The sequence below is a fragment of the Streptomyces sp. NPDC096048 genome (assembly GCF_044763415.1).
In the GTDB taxonomy this organism is placed as follows: domain Bacteria; phylum Actinomycetota; class Actinomycetes; order Streptomycetales; family Streptomycetaceae; genus Streptomyces.
Map to the genome: position 1 here is coordinate 33,962 of NZ_JBIWGG010000005.1, position 20,547 is coordinate 54,508.

1 protein-coding gene (running past one end of the window) is annotated in these 20,547 nt (G+C 76.5%); it reads right to left on the reverse strand.

The window, feature by feature from the left end; all coding sequences use genetic code 11:
- On the reverse strand, nt 1-20,547 hold the 3' portion of the coding sequence (locus tag ACIQ6R_RS14490; RefSeq protein ID WP_404221392.1) for a type I polyketide synthase. 8,385 nt of this gene lie beyond the right edge of the window; 20,547 of the gene's 28,932 nt are visible here — the last part of the coding sequence; its start codon lies off the right edge, out of view; its stop codon occupies nt 1-3.

Sequence of the window (20,547 nt, forward strand, 5' to 3'; positions counted from 1 at the left end):
TCAGTCCCGCTCTTCGTCAGGGGTGGCGTTGAGTGCCGCCTGCACCAGGTCGTCGATCTCCATGGCGTCGATCGACACGTCGTAGGTGTCGTCGTCCACGGTCGTGGTGTCCCGGTGGGCGCCGGGCGCGTCCGGTGTCTGTCCGGCGAGTTCCAGCAGCCGGTCCAGGAGGCCGCTGTCGCGCAGCCGTTCCAGGGGCAGGCCGGCGAGGGCGGCGCGCACGGCGCGTTCGTCGTCGCCGGTACCGGCGGCGTTCGAGGTGCCGCCGGTGCCGCTGGGCAGGAGCTGCTGGAGGATGTGCCCGGCGAGGGCGGCGGGGGTGGGGTGGTCGAACACGAGGGTGGCGGACAGGGTCAGTCCGGTGGCGGCGTTGAGCTGGTTGCGCAGCTCGACGGCGCCGAGGGAGTCGAATCCGAGGTCGCGGAAGGCGCGGTCGGGGCCGACCTGGTCGGTGCCGGGGTGGCCGAGGACCTCGGCGGCGCGTTCGCGTACCAGGGTGAGCACGGTCGTGGCGCGGCGGCCCTCGGGGAGCCGGGCGAGCCGCTCGCGCAGGGCGGGTCCGGACTCCCGGGCGTCGCGTCCGCCGTCCGGGGCGGCGGCGAGGGCGGCGTGGGCGGGCATCTCGGCCAGCAGGCGGCTGGGCCGGACGCCGGTGAAGGCGCGCACGAACCGGTCCGGGTCGACGTCGGCGACGACGGCGACCGGGTCGGTGCCGGTGACGACCTGCCGCAGGGCCAGGACCGCGAGGTCCGGGTCGAGCGGCCGGATGCCGGTGCGGCGGGCGAGGGCGGCGGCGCGCTCGCCGCCGGCCATGCCCTCGCCGTCCCAGGCCCCGTACGCCACCGAGGTGGCCGGAAGGCCTTCGGCCCGGCGGCGTTCGGCGAGGGCGTCGAGGACCGCGTTGGCGGCGGCGTAGGTGCCCTGGCCGGGGTTGCCGACCGCGGCGGACGCGGAGGAGAACAGGGCGAACACCTCCGGTTCGTGGGCGCGGGTCAGCTCGTCGAGGAGCAGGGCGGAGGTGACCTTGGCGCGGAACACGGTGGCGAACCGCTCGGGGGCGAGGCCGTCCACCACGCCGTCGTCGAGGACGCCGGCGGCGTGGACGACGCCGGTGAGCGGCGCGTCGTCGGGCAGCTGCGCGAGGACGGCGGCCAGGGCGTCCCGGTCGGCGGTGTCGCAGGCGGTGATGACGGGTTCGGCGCCCAGTGCGCGGAGGTCGTCGGCGAGTTCGGCGGCGCCGGGTGCGTCGGGTCCGGTGCGGCTGAGCAGGAGCAGGCGGCGGGCTCCGGCCCCGGCGAGCCGGCGGGCGGTGCGGGCCCCGAGGGCGCCGGTGCCGCCGGTGATCAGGACGGTGCCGGTGGGCTGCCAGTCGCGGGGCGCCTCGAGGCGTACGGCGGCGAGGCGGCGGCCGAAGACCGCGCCGGGCCGGACGGCGAGCTGGTCCTCGCCCTCGGGGTCGGCCAGGACGGCGGCGAGCCGTTCGGCGGTGCGCCCGTCGAGGGTGACGGGCAGGTCGACGGTGCCGCCCCAGCGCTGCGGGTGTTCGAGGGCCGCGACCCGGCCGAGTCCGTGGACGGCGGCCTGGAGGGGTGCGGCCACGGTCTCGGCGGGCGAGACGGCGGCGGCGCCCCGGGTGAGGCACCACAGCGGGGCGTCGGTGCGGACGTCGCCGAGGGCCTGGACCAGGGTCGCCGTCAGGGCGGCGCCGAGCGGGGTGCCGTCGGCGGTGAGGCCCGTGCCCGCGCCGCCGCCGGGGGCGTCGCTTGCGGGGGCGTCGCCGGCGAGGGCGAGCAGGGAGACCACGCCCGTGAACGGGCCCGAGACGTCCAGGTGGTGGCGGATCGCGGCGGCGAGCGGGGCACGGCCGTGGTCGTGGGCCGGCACCTCGATCGTCACGGTCCCGGTGCCGAGGATCCGCAGGACCTGCGCGGTCCACGGATCCTCGGCGTGTCCCTCGGGCAGCACGGCGAGCCAGGTGCCGACGGGCGTGCCGGCGGCGGTCCGGTTCAGAGCCCGCCAGGCGATCCGCTGGCGCCAGCCGTCCACGGTGGCCTGGTCGCCGTGCTTGCGGCGCCAGTCGCGCAGGGCGGGCAGGACGCGGGAGAGTGCGTCGCCGTCGACGCCCAGCTCGCCGGCGAGGGAGTCGAACTTTTGGTCCTGGACGGCGGCCCAGAAGGCCTCGTCCCCGGCGCTCCCGGCGCCGCGCGGCGCTCCGGCGGCGGCCGGTGCCGCGTCGGCCCAGAACCGCTGCCGGCGGAACGGGTAGGTCGGCAGGTCCACCCGGCGGGCGCCGGTGCCGTCCAGGAGCGCCGGCCAGTCGACGGGCTGGCCGGCGGCGTGCAGCCGGGCCACCGCCGTGATCAGGGAGCTTTCCTCGTCGCGTCCGGTGCGCAGCGCCGGAACGATCGCCGGGGCGGGACGGTTCTCGTCGGCCAGGGTGTCGAGGGTGTCCTGGGCGAGGGAGCACAGGACGCCGTCGGGGCCGAGTTCGAGGTAGCGGGTGGCGCCCCGGGCCGCGAGGGTGCGGACACCGTCACCGAAGCGGACCGCGCGGCGGACGTGCTGGACCCAGTACCCGGGGTCGCACACCTGCGCGTCGGTGGCCGGTTCCCCGGTCAGGTTCGACACCAGGGGCAGCTTCGGCGGGGTGTACGACACGCTACGGGTGACCCGTTCGAAGTCCTGCAGCATGGCGTCCATGTGCAGTGAGTGAAATGCATGGCTGACCCGCAAACGCCTAGTCTTCCGGCCGAGCGCGGCGAACTCGTCGGCGAGCGCGGTCACCGCGTTCTCGTCGCCCGAGACCACCACGGCCTCCGGGCCGTTGACGGCGGCCAGGGAGAGCCGGCCGGTCAGCCGCGGGGCGACCTCGTCCTCGGTGGCGCGGACGGCCAGCATGGCGCCGCCGGCCGGGAGTGCCTGCATCAGGCGGGCGCGGGCGGCGACGACCCGGCAGGCGTCCTCGAGGGAGAACACTCCGGCGACGTGCGCGGCGGCGATCTCTCCGACGGAGTGGCCGGCCAGCAGGTCGGGCCGCACGCCCCAGGACTCGCACAGCCGGTGCAGGGCCACCCCGAGGGCGAACAGGGCGGGCTGGGTCCAGCCGGTGCTGTCCAGGAGGTCCGCCTCGGCGGTGCCTTCCTCGGCGAACATCACCTCGCGCAGCGGGCGGTCGAGTTCCTGGTCGAAGTGGGCCAGGACCTCGTCGAGGGCGGCGGCGAACACCGGGAAGCGGGCGTACAGGGCGCGTCCCGCGCCGGCGCGCTGGGAGCCCTGGCCGGGGAAGAGGAACGCGGTCCGGCCGCCGGGTGCCGCGCGGCCGCGCAGCACCGCGCGGTCGTCGCGGTCCTCGGCCAAGGTGGTGAGCGCGTCCAGGAGTTCGTCGCGTCCGGCGACGGCGAGCACCGCCCGGTGCTCGAACGCCGAGCGGGTGGTGCCCAGGGAGAGCGCCAGGTCGGCCGGGGTCGGCAGGTCCCCCGGGCCGGCGGCGAGCAGCCGGTCGCGGAGCCGGGCGGCCTGCTCGGGCAGGGCGTCCGCGGTGGCCGCGGACAGCGGCACGGGCAGGGGCCGTTCGGTCGCGGGTCCGGTGGTCCCGGCCGGGTTGCGCGGTGCGGGGGCCGGTGCGGGGGCCTGTTCCAGGACGACGTGGGCGTTGGTGCCGCTGGCGCCGAAGGCGGACACGGCCGCGCGGCGCGGGCGTCCGGTCTCGGGCCAGTCGGTGGCCTCGGTCAGCAGCCGTACCGCGTCCGGGTCCCAGGCGACGTGGCTGGAGGGCCGGTCGGCGTGGAGGGTGCGGGGCAGGGTGCCGTGCCGCATGGCGAGGACCATCTTGATGACTCCGGCGACACCGGCGGCGGCCTGGGCGTGGCCGATGTTGGACTTGACGGAACCGAGCAGCAGCGGACGCTCCGGGTGGCGCTCGCGGCCGTACGTCGCGAGCAGCGCCTGGGCTTCGATGGGATCGCCCAGGGCGGTGCCGGTGCCGTGCGCCTCCACCGCGTCGACCTCGCGGGCGGTGAGGCCCGCGGCGGCCAGCGCCTTGCGGATGACGCGCTGCTGGGAGGGGCCGTTGGGGGCGGTCAGGCCGTTGGAGGCGCCGTCCTGGTTGACGGCCGACCCGCGCAGGACGGCGAGGACCTCGTGGCCGCGACGGCGCGCCTCCGACAGGCGCTCCACGACGAGCATGCCCACTCCCTCGGCCCAGGCGGTGCCGTCGGCGGCGTCGGAGAAGGGCTTGCAGCGGCCGTCCGGGGAGAGCGCCCCCATCTCGCCGAACTCGACGAAGCCGACCGGTGTCGACATCACCGTGACGCCTCCGGCCAGGGCGAGCGTGCACTCGCCGCCGCGGATCGCCTGGGCGGCGAGGTGCAGGGCCGTCAGGGAGGACGAGCAGGCGGTGTCGACGCTGACCGAGGGCCCTTCGAGGCCCAGGGTGTAGGAGAGCCGGCCCGAGAGCAGGCTCGCCGACTGGGCGGTCTCCACGTGCCCGGTCTGGCCGATCGCGGGACGGTAGTCGCCGCTGCCGCCGCCGACGAAGACACCGGTGTCGCCGCCGCGCAGGGTGGCGGGGTCGATGCCGGCCCGCTCCAGGGCCTCCCAGGCGGCCTGGAGGACGATCCGCTGCTGCGGGTCGATGACCAGGGCCTCGCGGGGGGAGATCCCGAAGAAGGCGGGGTCGAAGTCGGCGACGTCGTAGAGGAAGCCGCCCTCGCGGCTGACGCTGCGGCCGCGGCCGTCCCGGTCGCCGTGCAGGAGCCGTTCGAGGTCCCAGCCGCGGTCGGTGGGGAAGCCCCCGATGGCGTCGGTCCCGGTGTCGAGCAGTTCCCACAGGTCCTCGGGGGAACGCACGTCGCCGGGGTAGCGGCAGCTCATGCCCACGATGACGATCGGGTCGTCCCCGTCGTCGGTGGCGGAGCGGGTCGCGGACGCGTCGGCGGTGGTGGACCGGCCCGCGTGTCCGCCGAAGAGTTCGTCGAGGAGGTGCGCGGCCAGCGCGGCGGGCGTCGGATAGTCGAAGACCAGCGTCGCGGGCAGGGTGAGGCCGGTGACGGTGGCGAGCCGGTTGCGCAGGTCGACGGCGGTCAGCGAGTCGAAGCCCAGGTCGTTGAAGGCGCTGGTGGCCGGTACGGCGCCCGCGTCGGCGTGGCCGAGCACCGTGGCGACCTCGGCGAGCACCAGGTCCAGCACGCCGCGTTCGCGGTCGGCCCGGTCCAGGGGGCGCAGCCGGTTCCGCAGGTCGGCGGTGGTGCCCGCGTCGCCGTCGGCGCCGTCCACGGCGCGCAGGGCGGCGCCGGCCTCGGGCAGTGCGCTGAACAGCCGGCTCGGGCGGGTCCGGGTGAACGCCGGGGCGAACCGGTCCCACACCACGTCCGCGACGGTCACGGAGGCGGGGGCCGCCGGTTCCTCGGCGGCCTCGCCGACCAGGGCGGCGAGCGCGGCGAGGGCGCGTCCCGGCTCCATGGCGGGCAGTCCGTTGGCGCGCAGGTGGGCGGCGAGCCCGTCGGGCCCGGCGCCCTGCCAGGCGCCCCAGGCGACGGAGAGCGCGTTGACGCCGTCCGAGCGGTGCCGCTGGACGAGGGCGTCCAGGAAGGCCCCGGCGGCGGCGCCCGGGCCCTGTCCGGTGACGCCCCAGACGGCGGAAATGGAGTTGAAGACGACGAACGCGTCCAGGGTCCGCTCCCCCACGGCGGCCGTGAGCGCGTCGTGGGCGGCGTGCACGGCGGTCGTCGAGGGCTCGTCCATGGTGCCGGTGTCGCCGGTGTGGACGACGGCGGTCAGCGGACGGTCGGCCGGCAGGGCGGCGACGGCCCGGGCGAGTGGGCCCGCGTCCGCCGGGTCGGTGTGGTGGACCGCGGTGAGGACGGCGCCGGCGGTCTCGACCTCGGTGCGCAGCGCCGTGAAGGCGTCGCCGGACGGGTCGGTGGGTCCGGCCAGCAGCACCCCGGCGGCTCCGTGGGCGGCGAGCCAGCGGGCGACGTGGCCGCCGAAGCCCTCCGGACCGCCGGTGACCAGGATGGTTCCGGCGGGGTGCCAGACGGTGTCGGGGTGCTGGGCGGTGTCCCGCGTCAGGCGCCGTCCGAAGGCGCCGGAGGCGCGCAGCGCCACCTGGTCCTCGGCGGTGCCGTCCGCCGTGCCGGAGGCCAGCACGGCGCGCAGGCGGTCGGCGGTCCGGGCGTCGGCGACGTGGTCGATGTCGACGAGCCCGCCCCAACGCTCCGGCTCCTCCAGGGCCAGGACCCGGCCGAGCCCCCAGAGAGCGGCCTGCCCGGGGTCGGCCGCCCGGTCGGTGCGGCCCACGCGGACCGCGCCGCGGGTGACGCACCACAGCGGGGCGTCGATCCCGGCCTCCCTCAGGAGGCGCAGCAGGGCGTCGGGCCGGGCGGGGCCGTCGATCGGGTCGGCGGAGTGCGCGGAACCGGTGCCGGTGCCGAGCAGGGAGAGGACACCGGCGTACGCGGTGCCGTCGGCGGCCGCGTCGAGGCGGGCGGCGGCGCCCTCGTCCTCGGCCGGGAGGAGGAGGCGTACCGCGTCCTCGCCGAGCGCCCCGGCCAGGGCCTCGGCCCACGGGTCGCCGCCGAGCGCGGCCGGGGTCAGGACGAGCCATCGGCCGGTGGCGGCGGGGGCGGTGCCGGTGAGGGGCTGCCAGGTCACGCGGTAGCGCCAGCCATCCACGAGGGCTCGCTCGGACCGGCCGCGGCGCCAGGTGGACAGGGCGGGCAGCACGCCGGAGAGGACCGCGTCGTCCAGGCCGAGGGTGGCGGACAGGGACTCCAGGTCCTCCCGCTCCACCGCCGCCCAGAACGCGGCGTCCACCGGGTCCTGCCCGGCACCCGCACCGGTGGCCGAGGCGGGTTCGGGCCAGTAGTGCCGGTGCTGCCAGGCGTAGGTGGGCAGGTCGGTGCGGCGGGCTCCGGTGCCGTGGAACCAGGCGGCCCAGTCGACGCCGACGCCGGCCGCGTGCAACCGGGCGAGCGCGGTGAGCAGGGCGCGCTCCTCGTCGCGGTCCTTGCGCAGCGCGGGTACGACCGGGCTGTCGGCCGCGTCGCGGCCGGCGCCGTCCCCCGTGTCGTCGAGCACCCGGGCGGCCATGCCGGTCAGCACGCCGCCGGGGCCGATCTCCAGGTAGGCGTCGGCACCGGCGCCGGCGAGGGCGCGTACTCCGTCGGCGAACCGGACGGTGGAGCGGACGTGCCGCACCCAGTACTCGGGGGTGGTCAGCTGCCCCGGCTCGGCGACCGCACCAGTGACGTTGGAGACGACCGGGATGCGGGGTTCGGCGTACCGCAGGGTCTCGGCGACGCGGCGGAACTGCGCGAGCATCGGCTCCATCAACGGCGAGTGGAAGGCGTGACTGACCGACAGGCGCTGGGTCTTGCGGCCCTCGCCGTCGAACTCCTCGACCAGCGACGCCAGTTCGGTCTCGGCACCGGCTACGACCACGGAGTCCGGGCCGTTGACCGCCGCCACGGACAGGCCGTCGGTGAGGCGGGACGTGACCTCGTCCTCGGTGGCCTGCACGGCCGCCATGGCGCCCCCGGCGGGCAGTTCCCGCATCAGCCGGGCCCGGGCCGCCACCAGCGTGCAGGCGTCCTCCAGGGAGAACACCCCCGCCACGTGCGCCGCCGCGATCTCACCGACGGAGTGACCGGCGACGTACTCGGGAGTCACACCCCACGACTCGACCAGGCGGAACAGCGCCACCTCGACCGCGAACAGCGCGGGCTGGGTGTATCCGGTGGTGTCCAGGAGCGCGGCCTCGGCCGTCCCCTCCGGTGCGAACAGCACCTCGCGCAGCGGACGTTCGAGATCGGCGTCGAGCCGGGCCGCCACCGCGTCCAGGGCCTCCGCGAAGGCCGGGAAGCGCGCGTACAGCTCACGCCCCGTCCCCGCCCGCTGCGAGCCCTGACCGGAGAAGAGGACGGCGAGCCTGCGTTCGGTGGCGTGGTCGCGGACGGTCTCCACGGGCTCGCCCTCGGGCGTCACCAGCAGGACCGCGCGGTGCGTGAAGGCGGAGCGGCCGACGGCCAGGCTGTAAGCGGTGTCGAGCGCCGGTACCTCGGGCCGGGTCTGCGTGAAGGAGGTCAGCCGCGCGTGCTGGGCGGTCAGGGCCGCCTCGGAGCGGGCGGAGAGCAGCCACGGTACGACGGCCGGGGCGGCCCCCGGCTCCGCCGGCGGCTCCGGCTCGGCGGCCGGGGCGGGCTGTTCCAGGATCACGTGGGCGTTGGTGCCGCTGACGCCGAAGGCGGAGACACCGGCGCGGCGCGGGCGGCCCGTCTCGGGCCAGGCCCGGTGTTCACGCAGGAGTTCGACCGTGCCGCCGGACCAGTCGACGTGCGAGGACGGGGTGTCCACGTGCAGGGTACGCGGGAGTTCTCCGCGGCCCAGGGCCAGGACGGTCTTGATGACGCCGGCGGCACCGGCGGCGGCCTGGGTGTGGCCCAGGTTGGACTTGACCGTGCCGAGCAGCAGAGGCCGTCGGGGGTCGCGTGCCTCGCCGTAGGCGGCGATCAGGGCCTGGGCCTCGATCGGGTCGCCGAGGGTGGTGCCGGTGCCGTGCGCCTCGACGGCGTCCACGTCGGCCGGGGTGAGGCGGGCGTCGGTCAGTGCTTGGCGGATGACGCGCTGCTGGGCGCGGCCGTTGGGGGCGGTCAGGCCGTTGGACGCGCCGTCCTGGTTGACGGCCGAGCCGCGCAGGACGGCGAGGACCGGGTGGCCGTTGCGGCGTGCGTCGGACAGGCGCTCCAGGACCAGGACGCCGGCGCCCTCGGACCAGGCGGTGCCGTCGGCGGAGTCGGCGAACGCCTTGCAGCGGCCGTCCGCGGCGAGGCCGCCCTGTGCGGTGAACTCGACGAAGGCGTCGGGGCTGGACATCACCGAGACGCCGCCCGCGAGGACCAGGGAGCATTCGCCGGAGCGCAGCGCGCCCGCGCCCATGTGGAGCGCGACCAGGGCGGAGGAGCAGGCGGTGTCGACGGTGACTGCCGGGCCCTCCAGGCCCAGCGTGTAGGACAGGCGGCCGGACATCACGCTGGCGGTGGTGCCGGTGGCGGCGTGGCCCTGCACGTCGGTGGTGCCGCGGCGGAGCATGGTGGCGTAGTCCTGGCCGTTGGTGCCCACGAAGACACCGGTGGCGCTGGAGCGCAGGCTCCGCGGGTCGATGCCGGCCCGCTCCAGGGCCTCCCATGCGGTTTCGAGCAGCAGCCGCTGTTGCGGGTCCATCGCCAGGGCCTCGCGCGGCGAGATGCCGAAGAAGGGGGCGTCGAAGAGTCCGGCGCCGTCGAGGAAGCCGCCCTCCAGGGTGGCGGAGCCGCCCCGGGCGAGGGATTCCAGGTCCCAGCCGCGGTCGGTGGGGAAGCCGGAGACCGCGTCGCGGCCGTCGGCCAGCAGGCGCCACAGGTCCTCGGGGGTCTCGATGCCGCCGGGGAAGCGGCAGCCCATGCCGACGACGGCCACCGGGTCGTCGTCCGTGGGCCCTTGCGCTCCCGCGCCGGCGCCGTGTGCCGCGACGGGTTCGGGCAGGTCGCCCAGGAGTTCGGCGAGGAGGTGGGCAGCCAGGTCGCGGGCGGTCGGGTGGTCGTAGACGAGGGTGGCGGGCAGCCGCAGGCCGGTGGTGGCGGTCAGAATGTTGCGCAGTTCGACGGTGGTGAGCGAGTCGAAGCCGAGGTCGGTGAAGGCACGGTCGGGTTCGACGGCGGCCGGGTCGGGGTGACCGAGCACGGCGGCGACCTGAGCGCGCAGGAAGTCGAGCAGGTACCGCTCGCGGGCGGCACCGGTCAGGGCGGCGACCTGGCGGCGCAGGACCGGCTCCGTGTCCGCGGGGGCGCCGTGCGCGCCGCCGCCGGTGCGGAGTTCGGGCAGATCGCCGACGAGGGCCCGGTTCGGGGCGAACACGGCCGCGTACCGCCGCCAGTCGATGTCGGCGACGAGGAGGGTGGTGTCGCCGTGGCCGACGGCGGTGTCGAGGGCGACGAGGGCGTCCTCGGGGTTCATCGGGGTGAAGCCGCCGCGGCGAACCCGGTCCTCGACGCCCGTGCCGTCACCGGCCATGCCGGTGCCGGACCAGGGGCCCCAGGCCACGGAGGTGGCGGGCAGGCCCTGGTCGCGCCGGTGTTCGGCCAGGGCGTCCAGGTAGGCGTTGGCCGCGGCGTAGTTGGCCTGCCCGGCGGCGCCGAGGGCGCCCGCGGTCGAGGAGAACAGCACGAAGTCGGTGAGGCCGAGGTCGCGGGTCAGCTCGTGCAGGTGGGCGGCGGACCGGGCCTTGGCGTCGAGGACGGTGGCGAACCGCTCGGGGGTGAGGGTGTCGAGGAGGCCGTCGTCGAGGACGCCCGCGGCGTGCACGACGGCGGTGAGCGGGTGTTCCTCCGGTACGGCGGACAGGGTCGCGGCGAGCGCGGCGCGGTCGGAGGTGTCGCACGCGACGACCGTCACCCGGGCGCCCGTCTCGCGCAGCTCGGCGGCGAGTTCGGCGGCGCCGGGTGCGTCCGGGCCGCGTCGGCCCGCGAGCAGCAGGTGCGGGGTGCCGCGTCCGGCGAGCAGCCGGGCGACGTGGGCGCCGAGGGCTCCGGTGCCGCCGGTGATCAGGACGGTGCCCTGGGGGGCGAACGCGCGGGGCGCCGATCCTTGGGGGGCGGGGTGGCGGGTGAGGCGCCGCGCGTAGGTGGCGGAGGCGCGGACGGCGAGCTGGTTCTCCTCGCCGGGCGTGGCGAGCAGGTGCGCGAGGCGTCGTACGACCCGCTCGTCGATGTGCTCGGGCAGGTCGACCAGGGTGAGCCGGCGCTCGGGGCGCTCCAGGGCGGCGACGCGGCCGAGGCCCCAGAGGGCGGCCTGCCCGGGGTGGGCGAGGCGGTCGGCCCGGCCGGTGCTGACCGCCTGCCGGGTGGGCAGCCAGACGGGGGCGGTGATCCCGGCGTCGTCGAGGGCGTTGAGGGCGGCGGCGGTGGGGGCGAGCGCGGCGGTGCCGGCGGGGTCGTCGCCCGTGGTGTCGGCGGCGGGCGCTTCGGTCGTGTGCGCCTCGGCGCCGGGGGTCAGGGCGAGCAGGGCGAGGACGCCGGTGAACCCGCCGTCGGGGCGGGGCAGAGCGCGCAGGGAGGCGGTGAGCGCGGTGCGGTCGGCGGTGGCCGTGGTGTCGACCGTGACGACGGTGGCGTCCGGGCCGAGCCCCTCCAGGAGTGCGGTCGCCTCGGGGACGGGGGCACCGGCCGGGCGCAGGACCAGCCAGGTGCCGGCGGGCCGGCCGGTGGGGGCGCCGTCCAGCGGCTTCCACACGATCCGGTGGCGGCGGTTGTCGGCGGCGGCCCGCTCGGTGCGGCGGCGCCGCCACGAGGACAGGGCGGGCACCAGGGCGGACAGCGTCTCCTCGTCCAGCCCGAGGTCGGCGCCGAGCGCCGGCAGGTCACCGCGCTCCACGGCCGCCCAGAAGGCGGCGTCCTCGCCGCCGCCGGTGCTTCCGTCGTGCGTGACCGGGGCGAAGGCGGTGTCGGGCCAGTAGCGGCTGCGCTGGAAGGCGTACGTCGGCAGGTCGACGCGGCGGGCGCCGGTGCCGTGCAGGGTGCCGGTCCAGTCGACGCCGGTGCCCCGCACGTACAGCCCGGCGAGGGCCGCGGTGAGGCCGGGCACTTCGTCGCGGTCGCGGCGGAGCGCGGGGACGGCGGTGACGGGTGCGGTGCCGTCTGTCCGGCCGCCGTCACTGTTGCCGTCGCCGTCACCGTCGCCGTCGAGGATCGCGCGGGTCGCGGCGGACAGGGTGCCGTCGGGGCCCAGCTCCAGGTAGGAGGTGGCGCCTCGGCGGTCCAGGGTGCGTACCGCGTCGGCGAAGCGGACGGTGGCGCGGACCTGGTGCACCCAGTACTGGGGCGTGCGCAGTTCCTCGGCGGTGGCGAGGTCGCCGGTGACGGTGGAGACCACCGGCAGGACCGGCGCCTGGTAGGTGAGGCCTCGGGCGACGCGGGCGAAGTCGTCGAGCATGGGCTCCATGCGCGGCGAGTGGAAGGCGTGGCTGACCCGCAGGGCGCGGCTGCGACGGCCGTCCGCGGCGAGGCGGGCGGCGATGCCGGCGACCTCTTCCTCGTCGCCCGCGATCACCACGGAGCGGGGGCCGTTGACGGCGGCGAGGGAGACGCGGTCCTCCAGGCCCGCCAGCAGCGGCAGCACCTCGTCCTCGGCGGCCTCGACGGCGACCATGGCGCCGCCGGCCGGGAGCGCGGCCATGAGGCGACCGCGTGCGGCGACGAGGGTGCAGGCGTCCTCCAGGGAGAACACTCCGGCGACGTGGGCGGCGGCGATCTCGCCGACGGAGTGGCCCGCCACGCCGTCGGGGGTGACGCCCCAGGACTCCACGAGCCGGTACAGGGCGACTTCGAGGGCGAACAGGGCGGGCTGGGTGTAGGCGGTGTCGTGCAGGAGGGCGGCCTCTTCGGTGCCCTCCGGTGCGAAGAGGACCTCGCGCAGCGGTCGGTCGAGCTCCTGGTCGAAGCGGGTGAGTACGGCGTCCAGGGCATCGGCGAAGACGGGGTGGCGCTGGTACAGCTCGCGTCCCATGGCGGCGCGCTGGCTGCCCTGCCCGGTGAAGAGGAAGGCCAGGCGGCCCCGCGCCGGGGCACCGGTGACCAGGGCGGGGTCGGGGCTGCCGTCGCGCAGTGCGGTCAGCGCGCGCTCCAGGCCCCGGCGGTCGTCGGTGAGGACGGCGGCCCGGTGCTCCAGGGCGGCGCGGGTGGTGGCCAGCGAGTGGGCCACGTCCGCCGGCGGCAGCTCCGGGTGGTCCGTCAGGTGGTCGAGGAGACGGGCGGCTTGGTCGCGCAGGGCGTCGGCGGTACGGGCGGACAGCACCACGGGGACGCCCGCGGGCAGGATGTCCGGGCCGGCTGCCGCGGGTGCGGGGGCCGCGGCGGGCTCGGGCTGTTCGGGGGCCTGCTCGACGATGGTGTGGACGTTGGTGCCGGACAGGCCGAAGGAGGAGATGCCCGCCCGGTACGGGCGGCCGCTCTCGGGCCAGGGCACGGTCTCGGTGGCCAGTTCGATGGCGCCGGAGGTCCAGTCGACGTGGCTGGAGGGGGTGTCCACGTGCAGGGTGCGCGGGACGGTGCCGTGCCGCATCGCCATGACCGTCTTCATGACGCCGGCGATGCCGGAGGCCATCTGGGTGTGGCCGATGTTGGACTTCACCGAGCCGAGCAGCAGCGGCCGGTCGCCGGGCCGGTCCTGGCCGTAGGTGGCGAGCAGGGCCTGGGCCTCGATGGGGTCGCCGAGAGCGGTGCCGGTGCCGTGGCCCTCGACCACGTCCACCTCGCCCGGGGTGAGTCCGGCGTCGGCGAGGGCCTGGCGGATGACGCGGGCCTGGGAGGGGCCGTTGGGGGCGGTCAGGCCGTTGGAGGCGCCGTCCTGGTTGACGGCGGAGCCGCGGATCACGGCGAGGACGGGGTGGCCGTTGCGGCGGGCGTCGGACAGGCGCTCGACCAGGACCAGTCCGACGCCCTCGGCCAGGCTCATGCCGTCGGCGCCGTCGGCGTAGGCCTTGCAGCGGCCGTCGGGGGCCATGGCACGCTGGCGGCTGAAGCCGGTGAAGGCCTGCGGGGTGGCCATGACGCTGACGCCGCCGGCCAGGGCGAGGGTGGACTCGCCGTTGCGCAGCGACTGGCAGGCCAGGTGCAGTGCCACCAGGGAGGACGAGCAGGCGGTGTCCAGGGTGACCGCCGGGCCCTCCAGTCCGAAGGTGTAGGCGAGTCGGCCGGACATCACGCTGGAGATCGTGCCGGTGATCAGGTGGCCCTCGGCACCCTCGGAGCCGGCGCCGCCGGCCGTGTAGTCCTGGTAGCTGGCGCCGATGAAGGTGCCGGTGCGGCTGGAGCGCAGGGTCGCGGGGTCGATCCCGGCGCGTTCCATGACCTCCCAGCCGGTCTCCAGGAGGAGCCGCTGCTGCGGGTCCATGGCCAGGGCCTCGCGCGGGGAGATCCCGAAGAAGCCGGCGTCGAAGTCGGCCACGTCGTGCAGGAAGCCGCCCTGCGTGGAGTACGTGGTGCCGGGCCGGTCGGGGTCGGGGTCGTACAGGGCGTCGGCGTCCCAGCCGCGGTCGGCGGGGAAGCCGGTGATGGCGTCGGCACCGGCCGCGACGAGGTCCCACAGGGCCTCGGGGGAGGTGACGCCGCCCGGGTAACGGCAGCTCATGGCGACGATGGCGATGGGTTCGTCGGCGGCGGCCGCGGTGCGGACGGGGGCGTCGGTCCCGGTGGCGGGCCCGCCGATCAGTTCGCGCAGGTGACCGACGAGGGTGAGCGGGTCCGGGTAGTCGAACACCAGGGTGCTGGGCAGGGTGAGGCCGGTGACGGTGGCGAGCCGGTTGCGCAGGTCCACGGCGGTGAGCGAGTCGAAGCCGACGTCGCGGAAGGCGCGCCGCTCGGACAGCACCTCCGGGGAGGCGTGGCCGAGGACGGTGGCGGCCTCGGAGCGCACCAGGTCGAGCAGGAGGCGGTCCTGCTCGCCTGCGGGCAGGGCGCGCAGCCGGGCGGTGAACTCGCCGCCCCCGGTGGTACGGGCCGCGCTCTCCTCGGTGATCCTGCGGACCTCGGGCACCTCCGCGAAGAGGTCGGTGGGGCGCGAGGAGGTGAAGACCGGGTGGTAGCGGTCCCAGTCGACGTCGGCGACGGCCAGCGCGCCCTCGTCACCGTCGAGGACCTGCCGCAGGGCGGTCAGGGCCAGCTGGGGGTCCATGAACTCCAGGCCGCTGCGCCGGATCTGGCCGGGGTCGACCCGGCCGAGCTTCATGTCGTCGGCCCAGATGCCCCAGGAGATGGCGGTGCCGTGGGCGCCGCGGGCGCGTCGGTGCTCGGCGAGGGCGTTGAGGTGGGCGTTGGCGGCGACGTACGCGGCGTGCCGGCCGCTGCCCCACATGCCGGCGGTGGAGGAGTACAGCACGAACGCGTCGAGCTGATCGTCGTCGAGGAGTTCGTCCAGGTGCGCGGCGCCGGCGGTCTTGGCGTGCACGACCTTGGCGAACGCGTCGAGACCGGTCTCCTCGATCGACTGCAGCTCGATGACGGCGGCGGTGTGGAAGACGCTGCGCACCGTGCGGCCCTCGGCGGCGAGCCGGTCCAGGAGGGCGGCGACGGCGTCGCGGTCGCGGACGTCGCAGGCGGCGACGGTCACGGCGCAGCCCCGCTCGGCGAGTTCGGCGACGAGCTCGGCTGCTCCGGCGGCGTCCGCGCCGCGGCGGCTGGTCAGCACCAGGTCGCGGGCGCCCTGGTCGGCGAGCCAGCGGGCCAGGTGCGGGCCGAGGGTGCCGGTGCCACCGGTGACCAGGACGGTGCCGCGCGGGGTCCAGGAGCCGGCGTCGGCGGGGGCTGGGGCTGGGACGATGCGGCGGGCGAGGACGCCGGTGGGGCGCACGGCGAGCTGATCCTCGCCGGTGGTGCCGGACAGCAGGGCGGAGAGCCGTTCGCCGGCCCGCCGGTCCGGCGTGTCGGGCAGGTCGACGGTGCCGCCCCAGCGCTCCGGGTGTTCCAGGGCGGCGGTCCAGGACAGGCCCTGGACCATGGCCTGGGCGGGCCGGGTGAGGCGGTCGGCGCGGCCGGTGGTGACGGCGCCCCGGGTGAGGGCCCACAGGGGCGCCTCGATCGCGGCGTCGCCGAGCGCCTGGACCAGGACCACGCTCAGCGCGAGGCCGGTGGTCAGCACCGGGTGGGCGGCGCCGGTGTCCTCGGCGTCGGCGAGCAGTGAGACCACGCCGGTGGGGGCGGATGGTGCGCACAGGGCACGCAGCCGGTCCGCGAGGGCGTCCCGGTCGGTGTCGGCGGCGGTGAGCGCGAGGGACAGCACCCGGGCGCCGTGCGTGGTCAGGGTGTCCGTGACGAAGTCGGCGTACGCCGGGTCGGTGCCGTCGGCGGTGACGAGCAGCCAGGTGCCGTCCAGGCGGGCGTCGGGCAGCGTGCCGAGCGGCTTCCAGGTGGCGCGGTAGCGCCAGGAGCCGGCGGTGGAGCGGTCCCGGCGCTCCTTGCGCCAGGTGGACAGGGCGGGCAGCAGCGGGGCGAGCGTGTCGCGGTCCAGGCGGAGCCGGGCGGCGAGGGAGTCCACGTCCTCCCGCTCGACCTCGGTCCAGAACTCGGCGTCCGCCGGGTCCCCCTCCCCGCCGCCGTCCGGGCGGCCGGCGAGGGCCCACAGGTGCTCGCGCTGGAAGGCGTACGTGGGCAGGGGTGTCCTGCGGGCGCCGGTGCCGGCGTACACGGCGCCCCAGTCGGCGCGTCCGCCGCGGACCCACTGCTCGGCGAGGGAGGTGAGGAAGCGGGCGGTGCCGCCCTGTTCGCGGCGCAGGGTGCCGACGGCGGCGACCGGCCGGCCGGTGTCCTCGGCGGTGGCCTGGACGGCCATGGTCAGCACCGGGTGCGGGCTGATCTCGACGAAGACGGTGTGCTCGGTGTCGAGCAGGGCGCGGACGGTCTCCTCGAAGCGGACGGTCTGCCGCAGGTTGCGGTACCAGTAGGCGGCGTCCGTGCGGGCCGTGTCGAGGAGTTCGCCGGTGACGGTGGAGCGGAAGGGCAGGCGGGGAGTGCGGGGCGTCACCGGGGCGAGCACGTCGAGGAGTTCCGCCTCGATGCGCTCGACCTGCGGTGAGTGGGAGGCGTAGTCCACGGCGATCCGGCGGGCGCGCAGGTCGCGGGCGGTGAACTCGGCCTGGAGGGCGTCCAGTGCCTCCGGCGTGCCGGCCAGGACCACCGAGCGCGGCCCGTTGACGGCGGCGACGGACACCGTGCCGTCGTAGGGGGCCAGGTACTCCTCGGCCTCGGCGGCGGACACCTGGACGGACATCATGCCGCCCCCTCCGGCCAGGACGCGGCCGATGGCCCGGGAGCGCAGGGCGACGACGCGGGCGCCGTCCTCCAGGGAGAGGGCGCCACAGACGACGGCGGCGGCTATCTCACCCTGGGAGTGGCCGATCACGGCGTCGGGGGTGACGCCGTGGGCGTGCCACAGCTCGGCGAGGGAGACCATCACGGCCCAGGTGGCGGGCTGGACGACGTCGACGCGGTCCAGGGAGGGGGCACCGTCCGCCTGGCGGATCACGTCGGTGAGGGACCAGTCGGTGTACGCGGCCAGGGCGGCGGCGCACTCGTGGAAGCGTTCGGCGAAGACGGGCGAGGTGTCGAGGAGTTCGGCGCCCATGCCGGCCCACTGGGAGCCCTGGCCGGGGAAGACGAACACGGTGCGCCCGTCGGTGTCGGCGGCGCCCTGGACGACCCGGGCGGTGGATTCACCGGCGCCGAACGCGGTGAGGGCGTCGGCGAGTTCGGTGAGGTCCGGGCCGAGGGCGACGGCCCGGTGCTCCAGGACGGAGCGGGCGGTGATCAGGGTGTGGCCGACGTCGCTGGGGTGCGGCGCGGCGTCGGTGGTGACGTGTGCGGCGAGGTTGGCGGCCTGTTCGCGCAGGGCGGCGGGGGCGGCGGCGGACAGGATCCAGGGCAGGGTGCCGCCCGCCGGGAGGGCGGGTTCGGGGGCGGTGGCGTCCTGTTGGACCGGGGGTGCCTGCTCCAGGACGGCGTGCGCGTTGGTGCCGCTGATGCCGAAGGAGGAGACGGCGCAGCGCAGTGGGCGGTCGGTCCGGCGCCACCCGGTGTTCTCGGTGAGCAGGCGGACGGTGTCGCCGGACCAGTCGATGTGGCTGGAGGGTTCCTCGGCGTGCAGGGTGCGCGGCAGCTCGCCGTGGCGCATCGCCTGGACCATCTTGATGACGCCGGCGACGCCCGCGGCCGACTGGGTGTGGCCGATGTTGGACTTCACCGAGCCGAGCAGCAGCGGGTGTTCGGGGTCACGGCCGTGACCGTAGGTGGCGAGCAGGGCCTGCGCCTCGATCGGGTCGCCGAGGGCGGTTCCGGTGCCGTGGGCCTCGACGGCGTCGACGTCGGCCGTGGTCAGGCCGGCGGCGCGCAGGGCCTGGCGGATGACGCGGACCTGGGAGGGTCCGTTGGGGGCGGTCAGGCCGTTGGAGGCGCCGTCCTGGTTGATGGCCGAGCCGCGGACGACGGCGAGGACCTCGTGGCCGTTGCGGCGGGCGTCGGAGAGCCGCTCCAGGACGAGCATGCCGATGCCCTCGGCGAGGGTCATGCCGTCGGCGCCCTCGGAGAAGGCCTTGCAGCGGCCGTCGCGGGCGAGGGCCCGCTGCCGGCTGAAGGCGATGAACGGCATCGGGTTGGTCATGACGGTGGCGCCGCCGGCCAGGGCGAGGGTGGACTCGCCGTTGCGCAGCGACTGGCAGGCCAGGTGCAGTGCCACCAGGGAGGACGAGCAGGCGGTGTCGACGGTGACCGCCGGGCCCTCCAGACCGAAGGTGTAGGCCAGGCGCCCGGACAGGACGCTGGGGCTGGAGCCGGTGACGACGTGACCCGCGGAGCCGTCGTCCATGCCGACGCCGTAGTCCTGGTAGGTGGAGCCGATGAAGGTGCCGGTGGGTGTGGAGTGCACCGAGGCGGGGTCGATGCCGGCGTGCTCGAACGCCTCCCAGGTGGTCTCCAGGAGGAGCCGCTGCTGCGGGTCCATGGCCACGGCCTCGCGCGGCGAGATGCCGAAGAACCCGGCGTCGAACTCGCCCGCGTCGTGCAGGAAGCCGCCCCGCGTGGAGTACGTGGTGCCCGGCCGGTCGGGGTCGGGGTCGTACAGGGCGTCCGCGTCCCAGCCGCGGTTGACGGGGAACTCGGAGATGGCGTCGGTGCTGTCGGCGACCAGCCGCCAGAACGCGTCGGCGGAGCGGACGCCGCCGGGGAAACGGCAGCTCATGCCGATGATGGCGATGGGCTCGTCGGTGGCGGCGGGTCCGGCGGCGGGATCGGCGGCCGGATCGGCGCCACCCAGGAGTTCGCCGCGCAGGTGGCGGGCGAGGGTGACCGGGTTCGGGTAGTCGAAGACGAGGGTGGTGGGCAGGGTGAGCCCGGTGAGGGCGGCGAGCCGCTTGCGCAGTTCCACCGCGGTCAGCGAGTCGAAGCCGGCGTCCCGGAAGGCGCGCTTGGCGGGCACGCCCTCGGCGGAGGTGTGGCCGAGGACGACGGCGGCCTCGGAGCGCACCAGGTCGAGCAGCAGCCGCTCCTGCTCCTCGGCGGTGAGGCCGCCGAGCCGGCCGGCCAGTTCGGTGGCCGTGCCGGAGGCGCCCGGGGCGCCGGGGGCGCGCAGGGCGGCGACGGTGTCGATCGCGTCGAACAGGCGGCCGGCGCGGGCGGCGGTGAAGACGGGGTGGTACTGCTCCCAGTCGACGTCGGCGACGGTGACGGCGCTCTCGCCGCGTACGACGGCGCGGCGCAGCTCGGCCATGGCGGTGTCCGGCCGCAGGAGCCGCAGTCCGGTGCGCTCGATGCCTTCGGAGACCGAGCGGTGGGCGCTGGCCATGCCGACCTCGGCCCAGGGTCCCCAGGCGATGGAGGTGGCGGTGAGGCCGCGCGAGCGGCGGTTCTCGGCGAGCGCGTCGAGGTAGGCGTTGGCGGCCGCGTAGGCGCTCTGTCCCGCGCTGCCCCACACGCCGGCGACGGAGGACACCAGGACGAAGAAGTCCAGGTCCCTGTCGCCGAGCAGGGCGTCGAGGTGGGCGGCGCCGAGGGTCTTGGCGGACATCGCCGCGCCGACCTCGTCCAGCGGTGTGGCGGCCAGCGGGGTGGCCTGGCCGACACCGGCGGCGTGCACCACGCCGGTGAGGGGCGCGTCGTCGGGTACACCGTCGAGCACCGCGGCCAGCGCGCCGCGGTCGGCGGCGTCGCAGGCGACGAGGGTGACGCGGGCGCCGAGTTCCTCCAGTTCGTCGCGGAGTTCGGCGGCGCCGGGCGCGTCGGGGCCGCGGCGGCCGGTGAGGATCAGGTGGGTGGCGCCGGACCGGGCGAGCCAGCGGGCGGCCTCGGCGCCGAGCCCGCCCGTGCCGCCGGTGACCAGGACGGTGCCGGAGGCGGTGAACTCGTCCTCGCGGGGCAGGTCGTCGCCGGGGTGGCGTACGACGCGGCGGGCGAGGGTGCCGTCGGCGCGCACGGCGACCTGGTCCTCGCCCTCTCGGGTGGCGAGCACGCTGACCAGGCGCTGGACGGCCGGGGCGTCCAGGACCGGCGGCAGGTCGACCAGGCCGCTCCACTGCTCGGGGCGCTCCAGGGCGGCTACCCGGCCCAGGCCCCAGGCGGCGGCCCGGGCAGGGTGGGTCAGGGGGTCGTCGGGGCCGGTGGTGACGGCGCCGCGGGTCACGGTCCACAGCGGGGCGGTGACGCCGGTGTCGCCAAGGGCCTGGGCGAGGACGACGCCGAGGGCGAAGCCGGTGGGCAACCCGCCTTCGGGGCGGGCCGGGTCACCGAGCGGCAGCAGGGAGAGGACGCCGCTGACGCCGGCACCGCCGTCGGCGGCCTCGGTCACGACGGCGGCGCGCAGGGTCTCGGCGAGGCGGTCGCGGTCGAGGTGGGTCTCGTCCAGGACGAGGCGCCGGAGGACGGCACCGTGGCCGCGCAGCGCGTCGAGCACCTCCGCGGCCTCGTCGGTGCGCGAGCCGGGAGCGGTGTCCGCGTCGGCGCCGGAGGCGGCCGTGGTGACGGCGAGCCAGGTGCC